Annotated in this window: 16 protein-coding genes; 6 read left to right on the forward strand and 10 right to left on the reverse strand. The window is 69.5% G+C overall.

Translation table 11 applies throughout. The annotated features are described in order from the left end of the window. Positions 1-162: 162 nt before the first annotated feature. From ACK8CO_RS02855 to zwf, 4 genes are all read right to left on the reverse strand, one after another. A complete protein-coding gene (locus ACK8CO_RS02855; RefSeq protein ID WP_414898099.1) occupies positions 163-453 on the reverse strand; it encodes a hypothetical protein in 291 nt (96 codons plus the stop codon). Between the two features lie 94 nt (positions 454-547). Then, a complete protein-coding gene (gene pgi / locus ACK8CO_RS02860; RefSeq protein ID WP_414898100.1) occupies positions 548-2,191 on the reverse strand; it encodes a glucose-6-phosphate isomerase in 1,644 nt (547 codons plus the stop codon). Positions 2,192-2,195: 4 nt separating this feature from the next. Next, positions 2,196-2,858, reverse strand: coding sequence for a 6-phosphogluconolactonase (gene pgl, locus ACK8CO_RS02865; protein ID WP_414898101.1), 663 nt, complete (start codon positions 2,856-2,858; stop codon positions 2,196-2,198). Further along, positions 2,855-4,309 (reverse strand): glucose-6-phosphate dehydrogenase, encoded by a 1,455-nt coding sequence (zwf, locus tag ACK8CO_RS02870; protein ID WP_080615883.1) that lies wholly within the window; start codon positions 4,307-4,309, stop codon positions 2,855-2,857. Before zwf ends, pgl begins: the two co-directional genes overlap by 4 nt. Before the next feature lie 737 nt (positions 4,310-5,046). Between zwf and ACK8CO_RS02875 the strand changes: the two genes are divergently transcribed. After that, positions 5,047-6,600: a GMC oxidoreductase gene (locus ACK8CO_RS02875; protein WP_414898102.1), complete on the forward strand. Its 1,554-nt coding sequence runs from the start codon at positions 5,047-5,049 to the stop codon at positions 6,598-6,600. After that, positions 6,597-6,932, forward strand: coding sequence for a hypothetical protein (locus ACK8CO_RS02880; RefSeq protein WP_414898103.1), 336 nt, complete (start codon positions 6,597-6,599; stop codon positions 6,930-6,932). Before ACK8CO_RS02875 ends, ACK8CO_RS02880 begins: the two co-directional genes overlap by 4 nt. A gap of 614 nt (positions 6,933-7,546) precedes the next feature. On the opposite strand, the gene ACK8CO_RS02885 is transcribed toward ACK8CO_RS02880, so the two are convergent. Next, positions 7,547-8,965: a PLP-dependent aminotransferase family protein gene (locus ACK8CO_RS02885; protein WP_414898104.1), complete on the reverse strand. Its 1,419-nt coding sequence runs from the start codon at positions 8,963-8,965 to the stop codon at positions 7,547-7,549. A gap of 88 nt (positions 8,966-9,053) precedes the next feature. On the opposite strand from ACK8CO_RS02885, the gene ACK8CO_RS02890 reads away from it, so the two are divergent. Next, entirely contained in the window at positions 9,054-9,749 is a 696-nt protein-coding gene (locus ACK8CO_RS02890; protein WP_414898105.1) for an MOSC domain-containing protein, read from the forward strand. Continuing rightward, the gene (gene pdxY / locus ACK8CO_RS02895) at positions 9,746-10,663 is read left to right on the forward strand and encodes a pyridoxal kinase (RefSeq protein ID WP_414898106.1); all 918 of its coding nucleotides are present in this window, start codon (positions 9,746-9,748) and stop codon (positions 10,661-10,663) included. Before ACK8CO_RS02890 ends, pdxY begins: the two co-directional genes overlap by 4 nt. A 544-nt stretch (positions 10,664-11,207) precedes the next feature. Here the strand turns inward: pdxY and ACK8CO_RS02900 are convergent. Then, a complete protein-coding gene (locus ACK8CO_RS02900) occupies positions 11,208-11,882 on the reverse strand; it encodes an alpha/beta hydrolase (RefSeq protein ID WP_080615877.1) in 675 nt (224 codons plus the stop codon). Further along, positions 11,879-12,508, reverse strand: a complete 630-nt coding sequence (locus tag ACK8CO_RS02905; RefSeq protein WP_414898984.1) for a DNA-3-methyladenine glycosylase family protein — start codon at positions 12,506-12,508, stop codon at positions 11,879-11,881. Before ACK8CO_RS02905 ends, ACK8CO_RS02900 begins: the two co-directional genes overlap by 4 nt. Before the next feature lie 129 nt (positions 12,509-12,637). Between ACK8CO_RS02905 and ACK8CO_RS02910 the strand changes: the two genes are divergently transcribed. Then, positions 12,638-13,861 carry an MFS transporter gene (locus ACK8CO_RS02910; protein ID WP_414898107.1) on the forward strand — a complete coding sequence of 408 codons (1,224 nt, stop codon included), beginning with the start codon at positions 12,638-12,640 and terminating at the stop codon, positions 13,859-13,861. Positions 13,862-13,984: 123 nt separating this feature from the next. Here ACK8CO_RS02910 and ACK8CO_RS02915 read toward each other — a convergent pair whose 3' ends face one another. From ACK8CO_RS02915 to cysS, 3 genes are all read right to left on the reverse strand, one after another. Beyond that, entirely contained in the window at positions 13,985-14,758 is a 774-nt protein-coding gene (locus tag ACK8CO_RS02915; protein ID WP_414898108.1) for a squalene/phytoene synthase family protein, read from the reverse strand. Next, positions 14,748-16,388: a citramalate synthase gene (gene cimA / locus ACK8CO_RS02920; protein WP_414898109.1), complete on the reverse strand. Its 1,641-nt coding sequence runs from the start codon at positions 16,386-16,388 to the stop codon at positions 14,748-14,750. Before cimA ends, ACK8CO_RS02915 begins: the two co-directional genes overlap by 11 nt. Before the next feature lie 136 nt (positions 16,389-16,524). Beyond that, entirely contained in the window at positions 16,525-17,979 is a 1,455-nt protein-coding gene (cysS, locus tag ACK8CO_RS02925; RefSeq protein ID WP_414898110.1) for a cysteine--tRNA ligase, read from the reverse strand. 195 nt (positions 17,980-18,174) lie between these two features. Here cysS and ACK8CO_RS02930 point away from each other — a divergent pair, with 195 nt between their 5' ends. After that, complete coding sequence (locus ACK8CO_RS02930) at positions 18,175-18,540, forward strand: MmcQ/YjbR family DNA-binding protein (protein WP_414898111.1); 366 nt, start codon at positions 18,175-18,177, stop codon at positions 18,538-18,540. The last annotated feature ends 1,019 nt before the right edge of the window (positions 18,541-19,559 follow it).

The following is a 19,559-nucleotide window of genomic DNA, read 5'->3' on the forward strand; positions in this document are numbered from 1 at the left end:
TCGGGCCAAAGGCTCGCGGCAATATCGATCAGAAAGGTTCCCGGCGGGACCGGAGCGAATGGCTCGCGGAAGGCGCGAGCGCCCCGAGGGGGGGAGCCCCTCAGGGCGTCGCGCGAAGAAGCCAGGCACGGGACGGAAGCCACCTTGGGCGGCAAACCGGCCCTAGCGCAACGAAAGGCGCGGCCAGCGGCGCGGGCGGGGATCGGCAGGATCGGGCTCGGCCAGGCGGGCCTCCGGAGCGTCTTCGCCGGCCCCGGCGGCGCGCGCTTCGGCAGCCCAGCGGGCCCAGACCGCTTCGGCGATCTCGGCGCGGGTCCTGCCCTCATCCTCAAGCATGCGGATCTGGCGAAACAGCAGCTCGGCGTCCTGCACCATGGCGCAAAGCTCGCAAAGCGTGTCACCCTCCGATCCGAACACGCCCAGAACTTTCCCGCATTCCCGACAGGTCGACATGGTCGCTCCGCTCACAGCCCGGGTCAAAGCTAGGCCGAAAACCTGAACGAATCCTTTCCGCCCGCCGAAGCCGCAGCGCCGCGACGTCAGAAGCTCACCCCGCAGAAGCGACGAAATCGAGCAGTTGCGCGGTCGAGCCGTCCAGCGTTTCCGGGCGGTCGGCTCCGGCCAGCAACGGCTCGAGCGAGCGCGCCAGTTCCTTGCCGAGCTCGACCCCCCACTGATCGAAGGAGTTGATGCCGAGGATCACCCCTTCGGTGAAGACCCGATGCTCGTAGAGCGCCAAGATCTGGCCCAGCATCCGCGGCGTGAGCCGGGGATAGATCAGCGTGGTCGAGGGCCGGTTGCCGGGAAAGACCCGGTGGCGGGCCTGCCGCTCCAGCTCGTCGCCCACAAAGCCGGCCTGTTCGGCAATGGCGCGGGCGGCCTCGATCCCGCGCCCCTCCATCAGCGCCTTGGACTGTGCCAGCACATTGGCCAGAAGCAGCCGGTGGTGATGGGCAAGCTCGGGCTCGTGGCCCCGCGCCGCGACCAGAAACTCGCAGGGCACGACCTGGGTGCCCTGATGGATCAGCTGGTAGAAGGCGTGCTGGCCATTGGTGCCGGGCTCGCCCCAGACCACGGGACCTGTCGGCCGGGCGACCTGTTGGCCGCTCATGGTCACGCTCTTGCCGTTGCTCTCCATCTCGAGCTGCTGAAGATAGGCCGGAAGCCGGGCCAGCCGCTGGTCATAGGGCAGCACCGCACGCGTCGCATGGCCCTGCACCTGCGCATGCCAGATCCCCACCAGCGCCAGCAGCACCGGCAGGTTCGCGCGCAGCGGCGCCGTCCGGAAATGCGCGTCCATCGCCGCGCCGCCCGCAAGGAACTCGTCGAAACGCTCGGGACCGATGGCGATAATCAGCGACAGCCCGATCGGCCCCCAGACCGAATAGCGCCCGCCGACCCAGTCCTCGAAGCCGAAGACCCGTTCGGGCGCGATGCCGAAATCGGCGGTCTGCTCCAGCGCAGAGGACAGCGCCGCGAATTGCGCCCCGGGATCAGAGACCCGCGCCGCCATCCAGCCGCGCACGGTCTCGGCATTGGTCATGGTCTCGATGGTGGTGAAGGTCTTCGAGGCGACGATGACCAGCGTCGTCTCGGGATCGAGCCCGCTCAGCGTATCGGCGGCATGGGCGCCGTCGACATTCGAGATGAAATGGCAGCGCGGCCCGTCATGATAGGGCGCCAGCGCCAGGCAGGCCATGGCGGGCCCGAGATCCGAGCCGCCGATGCCGATATTGACGATATCGGTGATCGGCCCGCCCTGCCCGCAAATGCCGCCGCCCCGGATCTCGCGCGCAAAGCTGCGCATCCGAAGAAGCGTCTCGCGCAGGCCCGGCATCACGTCGGTTCCGTCCAGCTCGACCTTGCCCTCGGGATTGCGAAGCGCTGTATGCAGCACCGCCCGGCCCTCGGTCTCGTTGATCCGGCGGCCCGCGAACATCGCGTCGCGCCGGGCCTGCACACCGGCCGCGATGGCCAGTTCGATCAGCAGTTCGAGCGTGTCCTCGTCGATATTGGTCTTCGAGAAATCGAACAGCATCTCGTCGCCATGGGCGGCGGCGGCAGACTGCCCCGGGAACCGGACCGAGAAGGCCGCGGCACGGTTCCTGTCCTGAAAGAGCGTCGCGAAGGCGCGGTCCGATACCCGGCCCGCCCGGGCGTCGAGCCGTTCCCAGATCGTCGAAAGCGTCACGTCGTTACTCCGTCCAATGGACCGTTGCGTCCCTGAGCACCGTGCAGACCGGCGCAAGATGCGGGTCGGCCAGCTCGGCCGCCTGTTCGAGCGCCGCCCGCTTGGCCGCGCCGGTGATCAGGATATGGGTGCTGAGCGCGCCCTGCAGGACAGGCGCGGTCAGGGTGATGCGCGGCTCGGGCTGACCCGGCGAGGTGATCTGCATCACCGGCGGCGCCTCGGACGAGAGCGCTGCCTCGAGCTCGGGCGCGCCCGGAAAGAGCGAGGCGGTATGCATGTCCTCGCCCATCCCCAGCACCAGCACGTTCAGCGGCAGCGCCCGGCGTATCCGGGTCGTGAGCCCTTCCATGCCGTCAGCACCGGGCCGAAGGCCTATGAAGCGGGCCTCGGCCGCCTTGCCGGCCAGAAGACGGGCCCGGATCATGCCCTCGTTGGAACGCGGATGATCGGGGGGCACCAGACGTTCGTCCGTCGGCATCACCCGCACCCGCGTCCAGTCGAGGCTGCTGGCGCAAAGATCGTCGTAAAGCGGCCCCGGGGTGGTGCCGCCGGGCAGTGCGATGGTCACGCGGTCCTCGTGGAACAGCGCGTTGTTCAGCTCTCCGGCCAGCTCATTGGCCAGCGCGATCATCATCATCTCGAGATCGGGGTAGGTCTGCAGCTTCATGGCCGTATCTCCCGCCAACGTCGGCCGTCGCGATGCAGCAGCATCAGCGCATCCTCGGGCCCCGACCCGCCCGGATCGTAGGGCTGGGGCCGGTCGCCGCGCGCCTCCCAGCCGGCGATGATCGGATCGGTCCAGGCCCAGGCCGCCTCGACCTCGTCGCCGCGCATGAACAGGGTCTGGTTGCCGCGGATCACATCCATGATCAGCCGTTCATAGGCGTCGGGGATCTCCTGCGCGCCCGGGCCCAGCGCCTCGGCGAAGGACATGTCGAGCGGCACCTCGATCAGCCGCATGCCGCCCGGCCCCGGCTCCTTGATGGTGACCTTGAGCTTGATGCCCTCATTGGGCTGCAGCCGGATCACCAGAAGATTGGCGCGATGGCCCTCCTGATCGCCGAAGATCGAATGCGGCGGATCCTTGAAGGTGACGGCGATTTCCGAGGTGCGCGCGCGCAGCCGCTTGCCGGTGCGCAGATAGAAGGGCGTGCCCTTCCAGCGCCAGTTCGACACATGCGCCTTTAGCGCGACGAAGCTTTCGGTCCGGCTGTCGGGGGTCTCGACATCGTCGTGATAGCTGCCCATGCCGCCGCCCGCGCGGTACTGGCCGCGCACCAGATCGGCCGGGCGCACCGGGTCGAGCGCGCGGATCACCTTCAGCTTCTCGTCGCGTACGGCATCGGGTTCGAAGGCGTAGGGCGGCTCCATCGCGATCAGGCACAGAAGCTGCATCATGTGATTCTGCACCATGTCGCGCATCGCGCCCGACTTGTCGTAATAGCCGCCCCGGCCCGCGACGCCCACGGTCTCGGCCACGGTGATCTGGATATGATCGACATATTGCGCCTTCCAGAGCGGCTCGAAGAGCATGTTGGCAAAGCGCACCGCCATCAGGTTCTGGACCGTTTCCTTGCCCAGATAATGGTCGATCCGGTAGATCTGATGCTCGTCGAAATGCTCGGCCAGCGTGGCATTCAGCGCCTGCGCCGAAGCCAGATCGTGGCCGAAGGGCTTTTCCACCACGATCCGGCAGTTTTCGGTATTCATGCCATGGGCATGGAGCCGCTCGGCCAGCGCGCCGAACAGCCTCGGCCCGACCGAGAAATAATAGGCCTGCACCACCTCGGGGCGCATCTTGGCGGCCAGTTCGGGCCAGCCATCCTCGCCGGTGGCATCGACCGCCACATAGGAGAGCCGCGTCAGGAAGCGTTCGACCGCCTCGCAGTCGCGCTTCTTCTCGGGAATGGCGGCATGAATTGCGGCACGCACCAGGGTGCGGAATTCCTCGTCTCCCATCGGGCTGCGCGCGGCCCCGACGATGCGGGCGGCTTCGGGGATCTGCCCGTCGGCATCGCGACGGAAAAGCCCGGGCAGGATCTTGCCGGTGGACAGGTCTCCGGTCGCGCCGAAGATGACGAGATCGAACGGATCGACCGGTATGACGCGTGAAACCATGACGCTTCCTTGCCATTGGCTGACATTTACGGAAAGCGAGGGCTGCACCCGCGGGGGCCCTGCGCGGCATCCCTCATTCCCTGCGACCTGTCTAGCATCCCCCCGCCAGCGCGCAACTGCCGAGCGCGCCGGACCGGCCGCGAATTTCGTCGTCGCAGCGCCCGTTTCACCGGCCCGCTATCGCCACTCCACTGCCCCACACTCTCAGCGGCGCTCTTCCACCGGCCCAGTTTCAACGGCCCACCGTCAGCCTCCCGCCGTATCCGGCCTGCGATGCACAGCGAAACCGATGGCGGGCGTCGGGCCAAGCCCCGGGCGGGCCGCATCGACCTTGTTGCCCGGCCCGGCCTTGCGCATGACCCCCAGCCAAGGCGTTCCCTCAGCCTGCAGGACGGCAGCGCTCGGCAACATCCTGCCGCCAGGCGTCCTGCCCGGCCTGCGGCCGGGGCGCAGAGGCCCCGGCGCGCGCGTGATCCCTGGCGAGACCCCCACCGAGTGCCCGACCAAGTGCCCGGGCGAGATGCGGAGGATGCGCGGCCGTGCCCCCCCCGGAACAGACGCGGCCCCATCGCCGCTTTCCGGCGCCGTGAACCCGCGCGCCATGCAGCGGGGCCAGGGGGCCCATCGCCCCTCTCCCCCGGAATGCTTGACAGGCTGCCGAGGCCGCCCCTACTCATTGATGACGCGCGCCCGGACCGCAACCACGGTCCGCCGATCCGTTCAGGAGGGTTGCAGCCATGGCTTTCGACAGCTTCTCGGACGCGCGCAGCTTTGCCGATGATCCCGGTCTCGAGGCCGATATCTGCATCATCGGGGCCGGAGCCGCAGGCATCACCCTGGCCTCGGCGCTCGCAGATAGCGGGCTGCGGATCTGCCTGCTCGAAGCCGGGGGCATGGACATGGACCCCGCCGTCGAGGATGCCTCGATCATTCCCGATATCGGCCGGCCCTATGACGTGGCCGCGAACCGGCTGCGCTTCTTCGGCGGCGCGACCAACCATTGGGGCGGGCATTGCGTCCGGCTCGAGCCCGACGATTTCGAGCCGAAGGACTGGGTCCCGATGTCGGGCTGGCCGTTCGGCGCGGATACGCTCGCGCCCTATTACCGGCAGGCGCATGACTTTCTCGGGCTTGGCGATTACGCGTACGATCCCGCCCCGGTCGCGCGCGCGCTCGGCACCCGGCTGATGCCCTTCGACGGGCCGATGCTGAAAAGCCAGCTCTCGCGCTATCGCCGGGTGTTCTATGGCGACGAATACGGCCCGCGCCTCGACCGGGCACCGAATGTCCGGGTCGTGCTTTACGCCGACGTCTGCGACATCCGGCTGGCCGAGGCCAGTGGCGAGACGGTATCGCATGTGGTGGTGCGCAGCCCGGCGGGGAACCGCTTCGAGCTGCGCGCGCGCTATTTCGTGCTGGCGGCGGGGGGCATCGAGATCCCGCGGATGCTGCTGGTGGCGAATGGCCAGCGACCGGCCGGTCTTGGCAACGAGAACGATCTGGTCGGCCGCTATTTCCAGGAACATCTGATGTTCAAGAGCGGGCTGCTCCTGCCCCGCGATCCGGCGGATGTTCTGCCGCTCTACCTGTCGGAAGTGCCCTATGGCGAGATCGCGGTGCGCTGTCACCTGGTGCTGACCGCCGAGGCGGTCCGGGCCAGGCGGATCGGCAAGTTCCGGAGCGAGTTCTATTCGCTGCCGCTCCGGGTACGCGATCTCAATGCGCTGCGCCGGGGCCGGATCGACGCCGTCGACATCGCGGGGCTTCTGGGCGATCCGTTCGGCAGCGCGCAAGCCTATCGCTGCGGCAGCAATGCCCGGCACGACACCTACGGGCTGTTCAACAATATCGAGCAGATGCCCAACCCCGCCAGCCGGGTCTCGCTGCGCAGCGACAAGGATGTCTACGGGCGCCCGCAGGCCCAGCTCGACTGGCAGATCACCCGTCAGGACCATGACTGCATCCTCGCCGCCCATCAGGTCATCGCCGAAGAAGCCGGGCGGACCGGCTTCGGCAGGATGCGGATCGAGATCGATCCCGAGCCCGAGGTCTTTCTCGACGGGGTCGGCGGCGGCGGCCATCACATGGGCACGGTGCGCATGGCCGAGGACCCGCGCCGCGGCGTCACCGATGGCGACGGGCGGCTGCACAGCGTGCAGAATCTCTATGTCGCGGGCTCGGCGCTGTTTCCGACCGGCGGCTATCCGAACCCGACGCTGACCATCACCGCCATGGCCTTCCGGCTGTCCGATCACCTGAAGGCACGGGCCGAACGGGAGGGGCTGCTGTGACCCGCCGATTGAAACGCCGTCATCTGATTCTGGGCGGGCTGGGGCTGGGCGCCGCGGGCTACATGGGCACGATCCTGGCCGGCCTGGCCAGACCCTGCGGCACCGGGCGCCCGCGTCTCGCCGCCCTGACCGGCCCGCGCCGGATCGCGAAGGCGCTGTTGCTTCAGGGCTATGTCGCCCGCGGCAAGCCCCCCGCCCCCGACCCGGACACCCTCGCCACCGCTGCGCAAAGGGATTTCGCGGCCGGAGACACGGTCCTCTGCGATGGCTGGGTCCTGGCCCGAAGCGAAGCCGACTTCGCCTTGGCCTGCCTGCGTGACGAAACCGCCTGAGGGGCGGCACGGCGGTACGCCCCCCTTCCGAGACCGCAGAGCCGGACCCGCCGCACGTCCCGACGCTCCCGCCCGACTGGCACACGCCCCGGGCCGCCCCTCAGCCGGTTTCGTCACATTCCCGAGCTCCGGCCGGCATCACCGGTCTGCAGGGGCCAGGAAGAAGGACAGGCCACAGTCGGGCCCGAACCCGGATACGCAGGGCCGCGATGGCCCGCAATATCGCTGCCGCTTCCGGTCCAGACCGGCAAAACCCCTCGCGGCCGGGGTCGCGACGGGAGTGTCGGATACGCTGAGGACCGAAACCGGCAAGGGCGCCCTCCCCCGTGCCCGTGTCTTCGCCCGCGGTCGCCGTCACGCGACGAGTGGACTGCGGAGGAAGGACAAAAGCGCTCCCCATGATACACCCCGGGATCGGGCCGGTGCGGGCGGGCGCGCCGGGGGCAGTGGCGGAAGCAGACAGAGCAACACATGGCGGCTGCGGCACTGCCCCTTCCGCTCAGGGGACAATACCCGCGCCTGGACAAAGGCGCCCGTGGAAGCCCCGGACAGCCTCGCCATTGATACGCGCGCCCCGAGGGCGCCGCGGCGCGGGCGACGGGGCCGCCTGGCCTTCATCCCCGCGGGCAGCTTTGGGCCAGGATCCCGACCGCCCGGACGATCTGCGCCGCGTCAAGCGCGGCATAGCCCAGCCGGAAGGCCTGCGGCGCCGGAGCCCCCAGCATGAAACGGTCGCCGGGCAACAGCGCAAGCCCCGCCTGCCGCGCCCGCATCGCCCAGGACCCGGCCTCGCCCTGCGCCGAACGCACCCACAGCGCCAGCCCACCGGCCGGAAGATCGAACCTCACCCGATCGCCCAGCTGTCCGGACAGCGCCCCGGCCAGCAGGTCGCGGCGGGCGCGGTAGATCCGGCGCGCCTTGCGGGCATGGCGGCCCAGTTCGCCATCGCGGATCATCTCGGCCAGGGCCGCCTCGAGCGGCGTATCGCCCTGGCGGTCGATGGCCGCCCGCGTCTCGGCCATCCGCGACAGCAGCGGCTCGGGCGCCAGCGCATAGCCCAGCCGGATACCGGGCGAGAGCAGCTTCGACAGCGAGCCGACATAGATCAGCGGCAGATCCTCCGGCGCACGCGCGGCAAGCGGCAGCACCGGACGGCCCTCGAAGCGGTAATCATGGTCGTAATCGTCCTCGATCAGGACGAGGCCGCGGCGCTGCGCCAGATCCAGAAGCTGCAGACGCCGCGCGGCCCCCATCGTCACCGTGGTCGGATACTGGTGATGCGGCGTCACATAGACCGCCCGGATGCGCGGATCGGCGTCCAGCGCCGCCTCGAGCGCGTCGATCCTCAGGCCGCCGCCATCGACCGGCACACCGCGCACCTCGGCCCCCGCCGCACGGAACGCCGCCCAGGCCAGCGGATAGCCCGGTTCCTCGACCGCGACCGCCGCGCCGGGCGCCAGCGCGGCACGGGCCGCGAGATAAAGCGCCATCTGGCTGCCCCGTGCGATCAGGAGCCGCCCCGGATCCGCCACCACCCCCCGGCCCGAGGCGAGATATTCCGCAAGCGCCTCGCGCAGGGCCCGCGTGCCGCGGGCATCGCCATCATCGGCCCCGCTGCGAAAGCCCGGCGCCAGCAAGGCCCGCCGGAAGGCGCGCCCCAGCGCCTTGTCGGGCACCAGAGCCGGATCGGGCGCGCCATCCGAAAAGGCCAGCACCGGACGGGGCGCCTCCGCCTCGGCCACCACCGGCGCGGCAGACGGCGCAGTCATCACCTGCGGCAGGTCCTCGGCCACGAAGGTCCCGCGCGCGGGCGCGGCCTGAAGCCAGCCCTGCATGCGCAGCTCCTGATAGGCCGCATCGACGGTGTTGCGATGCACTCCCAGCTCGCGCGCCAGCGCCCGCGTCCCCGGAAGCCGCGCCCCGGGCCTGAGCCGCCCCCGGGTGATGTCGCGGGTGATCGCCTCGGCGATCGCAAGAAACAGCGGTCCGCCATCGGCGCTGTTTATATCTAGCGCCAGAGGAGCACGCAGCATCGCGAACCGGCCTATCTGAATTTTCCGAACTGGATCTTTTTTACCAGCCGGATTTTTGCAAGATCGGCGCCAAATGCAAGAGGCTTCGATGACAGAGATCCACACTGCCGGCGTCACCCTGCTGACCGGTGCCATCGCCCCCCTTCCCGGCAGCGGGCGCCCGAGCGCCATCGCCAAGACGCCGGTCGAGCGCCCGCTTGCGCTTGGCCCCGAGGGGCTCGAGGGCGACGCCCAGGCCGACCGCCGGGTGCATGGCGGCGTCGAGAAGGCGGTGCATCACTATCCCGCCGGGCATTACATCCGCTGGCGCGCCGCACTGGGCGATCTGCCCGCGCTGTCGGCGCCGGGCGCATTCGGCGAGAATATCTCGGTTGGCGGACCGTCCGAGGCCGAGGTTGCCGTCGGCGACATCTTCCGGCTGGGCACGGCGCTTTTGCAGGTGTCGCAGGGGCGCCAGCCCTGCTGGAAGCTCAACCATCGCTTCGGCCTGCCCGACATGGCGCGGCGGGTGCAGCAGACCGGGCGCACCGGCTGGTATTACCGCGTGCTCGAACCGGGCATCGTCGCAACCGGAGACCGGCTGAAGCTGATCGACCGGGTCGCGCCCGACTGGACGCTGAACCGGCTCTGGCGGGCGCTGCATGTCGAGCGACTGAACCGGCACGAGCTCGAGGGCATCGCCGCGCTCGAGGTTCTGGCCGAGAGCTGGCGGCGGATGGCAGAGCGGCGGCTGGCGAGCGGCCGGGTCGAGGACCAGCGCGCGCGGCTGGAGGGCCAGGCATGACCCGCCCCCCCTTCGTGATCGCGATCCAGAGCCAGGTGGTGTTCGGCCATGTCGGCAATTCGGCCGCGCTCTTCCCGATGCAGGCGGCCGGGCTCGAGGTGGCGGCAATCCCGACAGTGGTGTTTTCGAACACGCCCGACTACCCGACCCTGCGCGGGCGCGCGTTGCCGCCCGAGTTCTTTTTCGACCTGCTGCAGGGCGCGCGCGAGCGCAGCCTGCGGGAGCGGGCCGACTATATTCTGACCGGATATATCGGTTCGCTGGAGGTCGCGCTGATGGTGGCCGATTTCGTCGCCGAGGCCAAGGCGCGGAACCCCAGGCTGACCTATCTCTGCGACCCGGTGATGGGCGATGCCGGGCCCGGGCTCTACGTTCCCGAAACGATTGCCGACGTGATGCGCGAGAGGCTGCTGCCGATGGCCGATATCGCCACGCCGAACCCGTTCGAGCTGAGCTGGCTGACCGGGCGCAGGATCGCGCGGATCGCCGATCTGGAGGCGGCGCGGACAGAGCTTGGCATCGCCCCCGGCGCGCATCTGATCGCGACCGGCTGCGCGCTCGAGGACACTCCGCCCGGCCATATCGAAAGCGTCATCCTGGGCCCCGGGGGCGCCGGGGACATCGGGCGCCACCCGACCGAGCACCTGCCGATCGCGCTGCCCGGCACCGGCGATCTCTTCGCCGCGCTGATACTGGCGGGGATCGCCCGCGGGGCGGCGCTTCCGGCGGCGGTCGAGACCGCCCAAAGCCTGACCGCGCAGGCGCTGCGCGATGCCGATGCGCTTGGCGCGGGCGAGGTGGTGCTGAGCGGGCCGGGCTTCCGCCGCGCGCTTCTGACGCTTGACCGGGTCGGGATGTCCTGTGCCGCCGGGCGCTGCATCGAACCGCTGACGGAGCTGGGCCAGAAAGGCTGAGACAACCGCATCGCGCCGCTGACGGCCGGGTTCGCGGTTAGGGGCCCGGGCGCCTGGCAACGGAGCGGTTGAGGCTCCACCCCCGCTGCTGGCTCGCCGGGATCCGGACAGGGTTGGGTCCGTTTCGCCCGTCCTTTCCGTCCCGGTCGGTCATGCGACCGTCAGGCTTGCCCCGAGGGGCAGCCCGGCGCGGGTGCTCGCTGTCAGGCCGACCCCGCCCCGTCGGGCCGGAACAGAACGACCGGGAAAGAAAGACCGGGATCGGCGCCCCGAAGACGACGCCCGGGCCCGGCAGATCGCCACGACGCCCCGGCCGGGGCAAGGATCAGCTCCCGGAAGCCGCGTGTCAGCCACGCGCCGAGAGGGACGCTCCGGGCCGTGGCGCCTGGAATGCCTGCCTTGCCGGGGCCTGACACCGGGATCGTCTCAGGAAGATCCTCCCGGGCCCGGCACCTGCCCGCAGCCCGGGGACGGCAGGACGGGGAGAACAGGACGGGCAGCGTCGCCCGCGACACCGTGCGAGGCCGCAGTGGCAGGGCCGCGCCTATTCGGCGGCTTCGAGACCGAGGCGCTCGCGCATGAAGGCAAGCGCCACCGACAGGCCGTCGGGGGCAATGCCATGTCCGGTGCCCTTCATCACATGGGCATAGACATCGAACCCGGCCGCGGTGAGGGCATTTCCCGCCTCGGGCAGCGAATCGACCGGAACCACATCGTCGGCATCGCCATGCACCAGCAGAACCGGCGGGCGCGACACCGTTTCGGCCGCCAGCGCCTCGGGGGCCAGCAGCCGGCCCGAGAAGCCCACCACCCCGGCAAAGGGCGCGGCGCGGCGCGGCGCGACATGCAGCGCCATCATCGTGCCCTGCGAGAAACCGAACAGCACGGTGTTCTCGGGACCGACGCCCTCCTCGGCCATCACCGCGTCGAGCCATGCATTCAGATCGTCGACGGCGCGGCGCATGCCCGCTTCGCTCTGCTCTTCCGACGAGCCGTCGATCCAGGGGATCGGAAACCACTGATAGCCGAAGGGCACGCCCTCGCAGCTTTCGGGCGCATCGGGGGCCAGAAAGGCGGTGCCAGGCAGATGCGGTCCGAGCGGCTGGGCAAGGCCAAGCAGATCGGCCCCGTTCGCGCCATAGCCGTGCAGGAAGATCACCAGCCGCTCTGCCCGGCCCTCGGCCGCGCCGGCGCGGCCCGTTTCCAGAACCCGTGTCATCTGATCCCTTCCCTGTCCTTGGCCACCCGGTAGTAGGCCCAAAGCGCGCGGGCCGCAACGGCCCGCCACGGCGCCCAGGGCTCGGCCATCTGCCGCAGCGCCCGTTCCTTCGGCCGCTCGGGCAGATCGAAAAGCAGCCTCGCGGATTCCTGCAGCGCCAGATCGGCGGGTGCGAAGACATCGGCGCGGCCGAGCGAGAACATGGCGTAGATCTCGGCGGTCCAGCGGCCGATGCCGGACACGGCGACGAGGGTCGCGACCACCTCGTCGGTCGGCGCCCCGCGCAGGGCCGCGAAATCGATCCCGGCCGCGGCAAGGGCCCTGGCATAGCGGATCTTCTGGCGCGACAGCCCGCAAGCGCGCAGATCCTCGTCGGAGGCCCACAGGATCTTGCGCGGCCCGGTCAGACGCGCGGCCTTCATCCGGCCCCAGATCGCCCCGGCCGCCGCGACCGAAACCTGCTGGCTGACAATGGCCGACAAAAGCGCCTCGAACCCGTCCTTGCGGCGGCGCAGCGGCAGCGGCCCGGTCAGGGACATGGCATGGGCAAAACGCGGCTCGACCGCAGCCAGATGCGCCGCGCCTTCGGCCAGGCAGGCCTCGGTCTCTATGATGCGTCCGACCATGCCCGGCACGATAGGGCGGTGCAGCCCCGCCGCCAAGGGGACAAGCCACACCGCGCGCGTCCTATTCCCCCGCGCGCCGGACCGTTTTCCCGGCTTCCCCAATGCGCCCGGCCGCGCTAGGTCAGCGGCATGACCGACCCCTTGCCGTCCTCCGCCACTTCCCCCCGCGCCCGGCGCAACGTGACCGTCCTGGTGCTGGCCCAGGCGATTCTCGGCGCGCAGATATCGATGATCTTCACCGTGGGCGGGCTCGCGGGCCAGACTTTGGCGCCCAATGCCTGCCTCGCGACGCTGCCGATCTCGCTGATCGTGCTGGGCTCGATGCTGACGGCGGGGCCGCTTTCGGCCTTCATGCAGCGCCATGGCCGCCGTGCCGGGTTCGTCCTCGGCGTCGCGGGCGGCACGGCCGGGGCCGGGGCTGCCGGGCTGGGGCTGTATCTGGGCTCGTTCCCGCTGTTCCTGCTGGGCTCACTGCTGACCGGGATCTACATGTCGGCCCAGGGCTTCTACCGCTTCGCCGCCGCCGACACCGCCCAGGGCACCTTCCAGCCCAAGGCGATCTCCTATGTGCTGGCCGGAGGGCTGGTCGCGGCGATCCTCGGGCCGCAGCTCGTGAAGGTCACCGCCGAGGCGATGGTGATCCCGTTCCTCGGCACCTATCTCACCGCCATCGCGATCAATATCGGCGGCGTGCTGCTCTTCGCCTTTCTCGACATCCCCCGCCCGCCGCCGCGCGATCCCGTGCACCATGCCGGTCGGACCCGGGCCGAGCTGCTGCGCGACCCCACCATCGCCGTCGCGATCATCTGCGGGATGGTCTCCTACGCGCTGATGAACCTCGTGATGACCTCGACGCCGCTGGCCGTCATCGGCTGCGGCTTCGACACCGGCACCGCCGCCGACATCGTCACCGCGCATGTGCTGGCGATGTATGTGCCAAGCTTCTTCACCGGGCATCTGATCGCCCGCTTCGGCGCCCGCCCGATCATGGCGCTGGGCCTTGCGATCCTCGCCGGAGCCGGCGCCGTGGCGCTGACCGGGGTCGAGATCGAGCGGTTCTTCGCGGCCCTCGTTCTGCTGGGCATCGGCTGGAATTTCGGCTTCATCGGCGCGACCGCGATGCTGTCCTCGGCACATGGCCCCGAAGAGCGCGGCGCGGTTCAGGGCATGAACGACATCCTCGTCTTCGGCGGGGTCACGCTGGCCTCGCTGGCCTCGGGCGGTCTGATGAACTGCTCGGGCGGCCTGCCGCAGGATGGCTGGGTGGCGGTCAACCTCGCCATGGTGCCGTTCCTCGCGCTGGCGGGCGCTGCGCTGATCTGGCTGGTGCTGCGCCCCGGCGAGAAGGGCTGAGGCGGCGGGCAGCCCCGGCGCGAGAGGGCGGGTGAGGCCTCCGGCCCGGCGGCAAGCGCCTGCCCGGCCGGGCGCGCCGCCCCGGATCAGGCACAGCGCCCGGGGCCCCGGGCGTCTTCACGCCTACCAGCGCCCCGCCAGAGCGCGCCATAAAAGCCCCGCCCGGCGCGCCACCTCGGCGCCTTCGAGACCGCCTTCTAGCACCCGCCCGGGATGCGCCGCCGCGCGGGTCAGGATCGCGCCCGTGCGCCAGGCTGCCCGTGCCGCCGGAACCGCCTGTGCCGGAATGCCCGCCCGGCGCGTCGAGGCAAGCCGCGCCAGCCCCGACCGCGCGAGCCGGGCCACCGCCTCGGGGCGATCATCGGGCAGCGGCTGGCGACCATGCGCCAAAAGTTCTGGCACCGCCCGGAACCAGCCTGCAAGCCCCATCGCGACGCCGAGATCGTGCAGCGCCGCCATGCCGCTTTCCGTGCCGCCTTCCGCGCCCAGAACCCGGGCCGAGGCCCGCATCAATGCGCCGGAGCCCGCCGCCAGATGGGCCTCGAAAGCGGCCTCGTCGGCGAAGGGCTCGCGATAGGCATCCCAGCGCCGGGCCTCGACCAGCGGAACCAGCATGCGGGCGGTATCGGCATCCAGCACGCCCGCCAGCTCGGTCGCCACCTCATGGCTGCGGACCGGGCGGCCAGAGGCGATCTCGTCCAGCACGTCCAGCCACCATTGCAGCCGCATCTCGGCGATCAGCGGCTCCCCGGTCACCCAGGGCGCCCGCGCCACCTCGACATTGAAGGCATAAAGCGGCAGCAGCCTGGCGCGCGCCGCGACCGGTGCCGCCATCGCCGCCAGAAAGCGGTCGGGGTCGCCCCGCCGCACGATCTCGGCACAGGCCTCAAGCGTCATTGGCCCCCGCGTCGTAATCGGGCGCGCCGTCGCGCACCAGTTTCCAGACCACCGCATCCAGCAGCGCCTCGAAGGAGGCATCCACGATGTTGGGCGAGACCCCCACCGTCGACCAGCGCCGCCCCTCGGCATCGGCGCTGTCGATGATGACCCGGGTCACGGCATCGGTGCCGCCATCGGTGATGCGGACCTTGAAATCGACCAGCCGCATGTCGTCGATATAGGCCTGATAGGGCCCCAGATCCTTGCGCAGCGCCTTCGAGAGCGCATTGACCGGGCCGCGATCATTGCCCTCGGCATCGAGGCTTTCCGAGACCGACAGCTTGCGGTCGCCATCGACATCGAGCACCACCACCGCCTCGGACAGCGTGAGCACCCGCACGGCCTCGATCTGCCGCCGCTCGACCGTCACGCGGTAGCGCCTGATCCGGAAGAAGGCAGGCAGATCGCCAAGGATCCGCCGCGCGATCAGCTCGAAGCTGGCCTGCGCGGTGTCGTAGGAATAGCCCTGCCCCTCGCGCGTCTTCACCTCGTCGAGGATCTGCCCGAGGCGCGGATCGTCCGGCGCGACCTCGATCCCGGCCTCGGCCAGGCGGCGGCGCAGGTTCGACTGCCCGGCCTGGTTCGACATCGGGATGATGCGGGCATTGCCGACCGAGGAGGGATCGACATGTTCATAGGTCGACGGGTCCTTGAGGATCGCGCTGGCATGAAGCCCGGCCTTGTGGGCAAAGGCCGACGCGCCGACATAGGGCGCGCCTTTCAACGGCACCCGGTTCAAGATGTCGTCGAGCAGCCGCGAGGCCCGGGTAAGACCCGCCAGCGCCGTGCCCGGCACGGCCGTCTCGAACCGGCTGGCATAGGGCTCCTTCAACAAGAGCGTCGGGATCAGCGTCGTGAGGTTCGCGTTGCCGCAGCGCTCGCCCAGCCCGTTCAGCGTGCCTTGCACCTGCCGCGCGCCCGCGTCGATGGCGGCAAGGCTGCAGGCGACCGCATTGCCGGTATCGTCATGGGTATGGATGCCGAGCCTCTCGCCCGGAATGCCCGCCGCGATCACCTCGGCCGTGATCCGGCCGATCCCGGACGGCAGCGTGCCGCCATTGGTGTCGCAGAGCACGATCCAGCGCGCGCCTGCCTCTAGCGCGGCCTGGCAGCAAGCCAGCGCATAGTCCGGATTGTCCTTGTAGCCGTCGAAGAAATGCTCGGCATCGAACAGCGCCTCGCGGCCCTGCGCCACCAGATGCGCGACGGATTTCGAGATGTTCTCGAGGTTTTCCTCCAATGTGATGCCCAGCGCCGTGGTGACGTGGAAATCATGGGTCTTGCCGACAAGGCAGACGGCCCCGGTGCCCGCGTTCAGAACGCCCGCCAGCACCTCGTCGTTTTCCGCGGACCGCCCGGCGCGCTTGGTCATGCCGAAGGCGGTGAAGGTCGCCCGGGTCCGGGGCCGGGCCTCGAAGAAGGCGCTGTCGGTCGGGTTCGCGCCGGGCCAGCCGCCCTCGATATAGTCGAGTCCCAGGTCATCGAGCACGCGGGCGATGCGGATCTTCTCGTCGGTCGAGAACTGCACCCCTTGCGTCTGCTGCCCGTCGCGGAGCGTGGTGTCGTAGAGATAGAGACGCTCTTTCATCGGGACGCTCCGCCTTGAAGATCACCCCGCCCGGGCCTCTGGCCCGGGAAGTGCCCGCCCCTTTCCCAAGGGGCAGGCGCTTTCACTGCCCTCCCCTCGGGCCGAGCGCTGGACCGCCCTTCGATTGCCGTATCGCTCATTCCGCGCCCTCCAGCCTGGCCGGATCGAAACCCGCCCCCGGCAGCAACTCGACGCCCGCCTTGCTCATCCGGACCTCGACTCCGGCCCCGATCAGCAGCGCCTTCAGCCGGTCCACCTCGGAGAAATCCTTGGTTTCCATCGCCGAATTACGCAGTTCGACAAGGCGATCTCTCATTTTATGGAGAAGAATGTAATCGTTACCCCAGAGCAGGTCGCCCTCTCCTCCGACCGAGGCCGGAATTGCTTGAACCATTTTTCCGCTTCGGAACTCGTCGGACAGAAAACCCAACAGCCGCGCATTATCGAGTAACTTCTGAGGCTCAGACTTGAGCGCATTAAGCTTTGAAATAGCCAGATGCGTGTTCAAATCATCAGCAAGCGCTTCGATCACACTCGGATCAGCTTCAAAGTCATTCTCCGGGCTTGGTTCCAGGTGAGCGGTGAAGGTTCGCCAACGCTCAAGAGTATTCTCTGCAAGGCGGACTTTCTCAGCAGTCCAGTCCATTGGCTTTCTGTAATGGGTCATTAGCAGCACGAAGCGGATCACCTCGCCCGGCACGCCCTGCTCCAGCAGATCCCGCACGGTGAAGAAGTTACCGAGGCTCTTGGACATCTTCCTGCCCTCGACCTGCAGCATCTCGTTATGCATCCAGACCTTCGCGAAACCGCCCTCGGGATGGGCGCAGCAGCTTTGCGCGATCTCGTTCTCGTGGTGGGGAAACTGCAGGTCGATCCCGCCGCCATGGATGTCGAAGCTCGGCCCCAGCAATTCATGGGACATGGCCGAGCATTCGATATGCCAGCCCGGCCGGCCGCGTCCCCAGGGGCTGTCCCAGCCCGGCAGATCGCCATCCGAGGGCTTCCACAGCACGAAATCCATCGGGTCTTCCTTGAAGGGCGCGACCTCGACCCGGGCGCCCGCGATCATGTCATCGACCGACCGGCCCGAGAGCGCGCCATAGGCCTCGTAGGACCGCACCCGGAACATCACATGGCCCTCGGCCGCATAGGCATGGCCCTTCGCGACCAGATCGCCGATCATCGCGATCATCTGCCCGATGAACTCGGTCGCGCGGGGCTCCTGGCTGGGGCGCAGCGCCCCCAGCGCGTCCATGTCGGCGTGATACCAGCCGATGGTCTCTTCCGTGCGCTCGCGGATCAGCTCTTCGAGCGGACGCGGATCGCCCGCCTGCTTGCGCTTGAGCGCGGCCGCGTTGATCTTGTCATCGACATCGGTGAAGTTCCGCACATAGGTGACGTGATCGGCCCCGTAGACATGACAGAGCAGCCGGAACAGCACGTCGAAGGTCACAACCGGCCGGGCATTGCCCAGATGCGCCCGGTCATAGACCGTGGGGCCGCAGACATACATCCGCAGATTGGCGGGATCGAGCGGCTCGAACCTCTGCTTCCGGCGGGTGCGGGTATTGTAAAGCTGAATGTCGGTCATGCGGTCCAGATCCTTCGCGCGCGTCCCGCGGCGGGTTCTGGCACATATCCTGAAAGATGGAAATACGACGCCCGTCCCGCCCGGGGGATGTCAGCGGGTAATGCAGCAAATGGGGTTGCGGGCGGTCGTCATGCTGCTGTCTTATCAGCGCGACGGGAGGCTGCCAAGCCTCTCCCCTCCCGGCGGAGCGCCCCCATGACCGAGACATCCGACATCCCGATGACCGAAGACGCGCTCTGTGCCTTCTGCGACGCCCTGCCCGGTGCCGTGCGCAGCCAGCCCTTCGGCCCCGGCACCGAGGTCTGGAAGGTCGGCGGCAGGATCTTCGCGCTGCTGGCGCCGGGCTCGGGCCGGGTCTCGGTGAAATGCGCCGATCCCGAATTCGCGGCCATGCTGATCGAGACCGGCCGCGCCGCAAAGGCGCCCTACCTGCCGCGCGGCGGCTGGATTGCGCTCGGGCTCGGGGCGCTGAGCGCCGATGAACTGGCGCACCGGCTGCGCGAAAGCCACGCGACGGTGCGCACAAGCCTGCCGCGCCGGATCAGGGAAGGGCTCGGCTGACAGCGGCCCAATGCGCCCGGTTCCTTGCGGGCCCGCACCCCGGACAGGCGGGCGCACCATGACCCGGGGCGATCCCGGCCATTGCGCGACGCGCGTCCTCACCTGGTCCTGTCACCCGGACATGCCAGCGGCAGGGCCTGTTGGCAGAGCCGAAGACGCCAGCGGGCTCCTGGCCGGTTTAGAGGCTCTGCGGCCCGGCGCCCTGCCCCGTCGGCAACATCCCCGCATTTCCGCCTCCTTCCGGGAGCCATGGAGGGAGAGCACCTGGCCCGCACGGCCCCGTGACAGCGCCGCGCTTTCGGCGCTGCTGAGGATGCGCGGGGACGCACTGGCTGAAGGGGCAAAGCCCGCGGGCGAAGCGGCCACCCCGGCCCGGGGTCCATGCCGGCACCGAGGCCCATATCCCGGTCGGCAGGTTGATCAGGGGCGCAGGCCGCAGAGAGGCGGCTCCGGTGACAGTCGCGAGGGATGCGGACTGTGCCACGGTCCCGGCCACGCTCGATAGCGCGGCCGAAGGACAGCCCGCGGACGAGCCGCGTTGCAGGACCGCCACGGAGGCCGACATTCCCCCATGCCGAGGCAGCCGCGCACCGACAGCGATCTGTCCCGAAGGCCCGTATCTCTGAGCAGGTCTCTGTGGGCAGATCTCTCTGGACGGATATTGTTGAAAAACCCGGCAGCAGCCGGGAGGTCGCCCGGGTCAGGACTGTCGCTCGCTACAGGGGCAGAAAAGGCCAGTTTACCAGGCAGGGGCGCGAAAAAGCAGAACCATGTCTGGTGAGACGGCGCTCGGCGCGCCGGTCAGTGGATTTTTTGACAGTATCGGCAGGTATCGGACAGGACGGTTCGGAAGGCATCCCCCCGCGCATATGGCTAAAGCGGCGTCTGTTCGGTCCGGCACGCGGCCGGTCCTGCGCCGAAGCCCGAATGCAACCGATGGGGCGTGCCGACGGGCCGACGGGGCCGGACGCTGAGCCCCGCGGACGATCCGTCCCTGCGGCCGGAGCCGGCGGAGGCGC

It is taken from the genome of Rhodovulum sp. HP10, assembly GCF_047553435.1.
In the GTDB taxonomy this organism is placed as follows: Bacteria; Pseudomonadota; Alphaproteobacteria; order Rhodobacterales; family Rhodobacteraceae; genus Rhodovulum.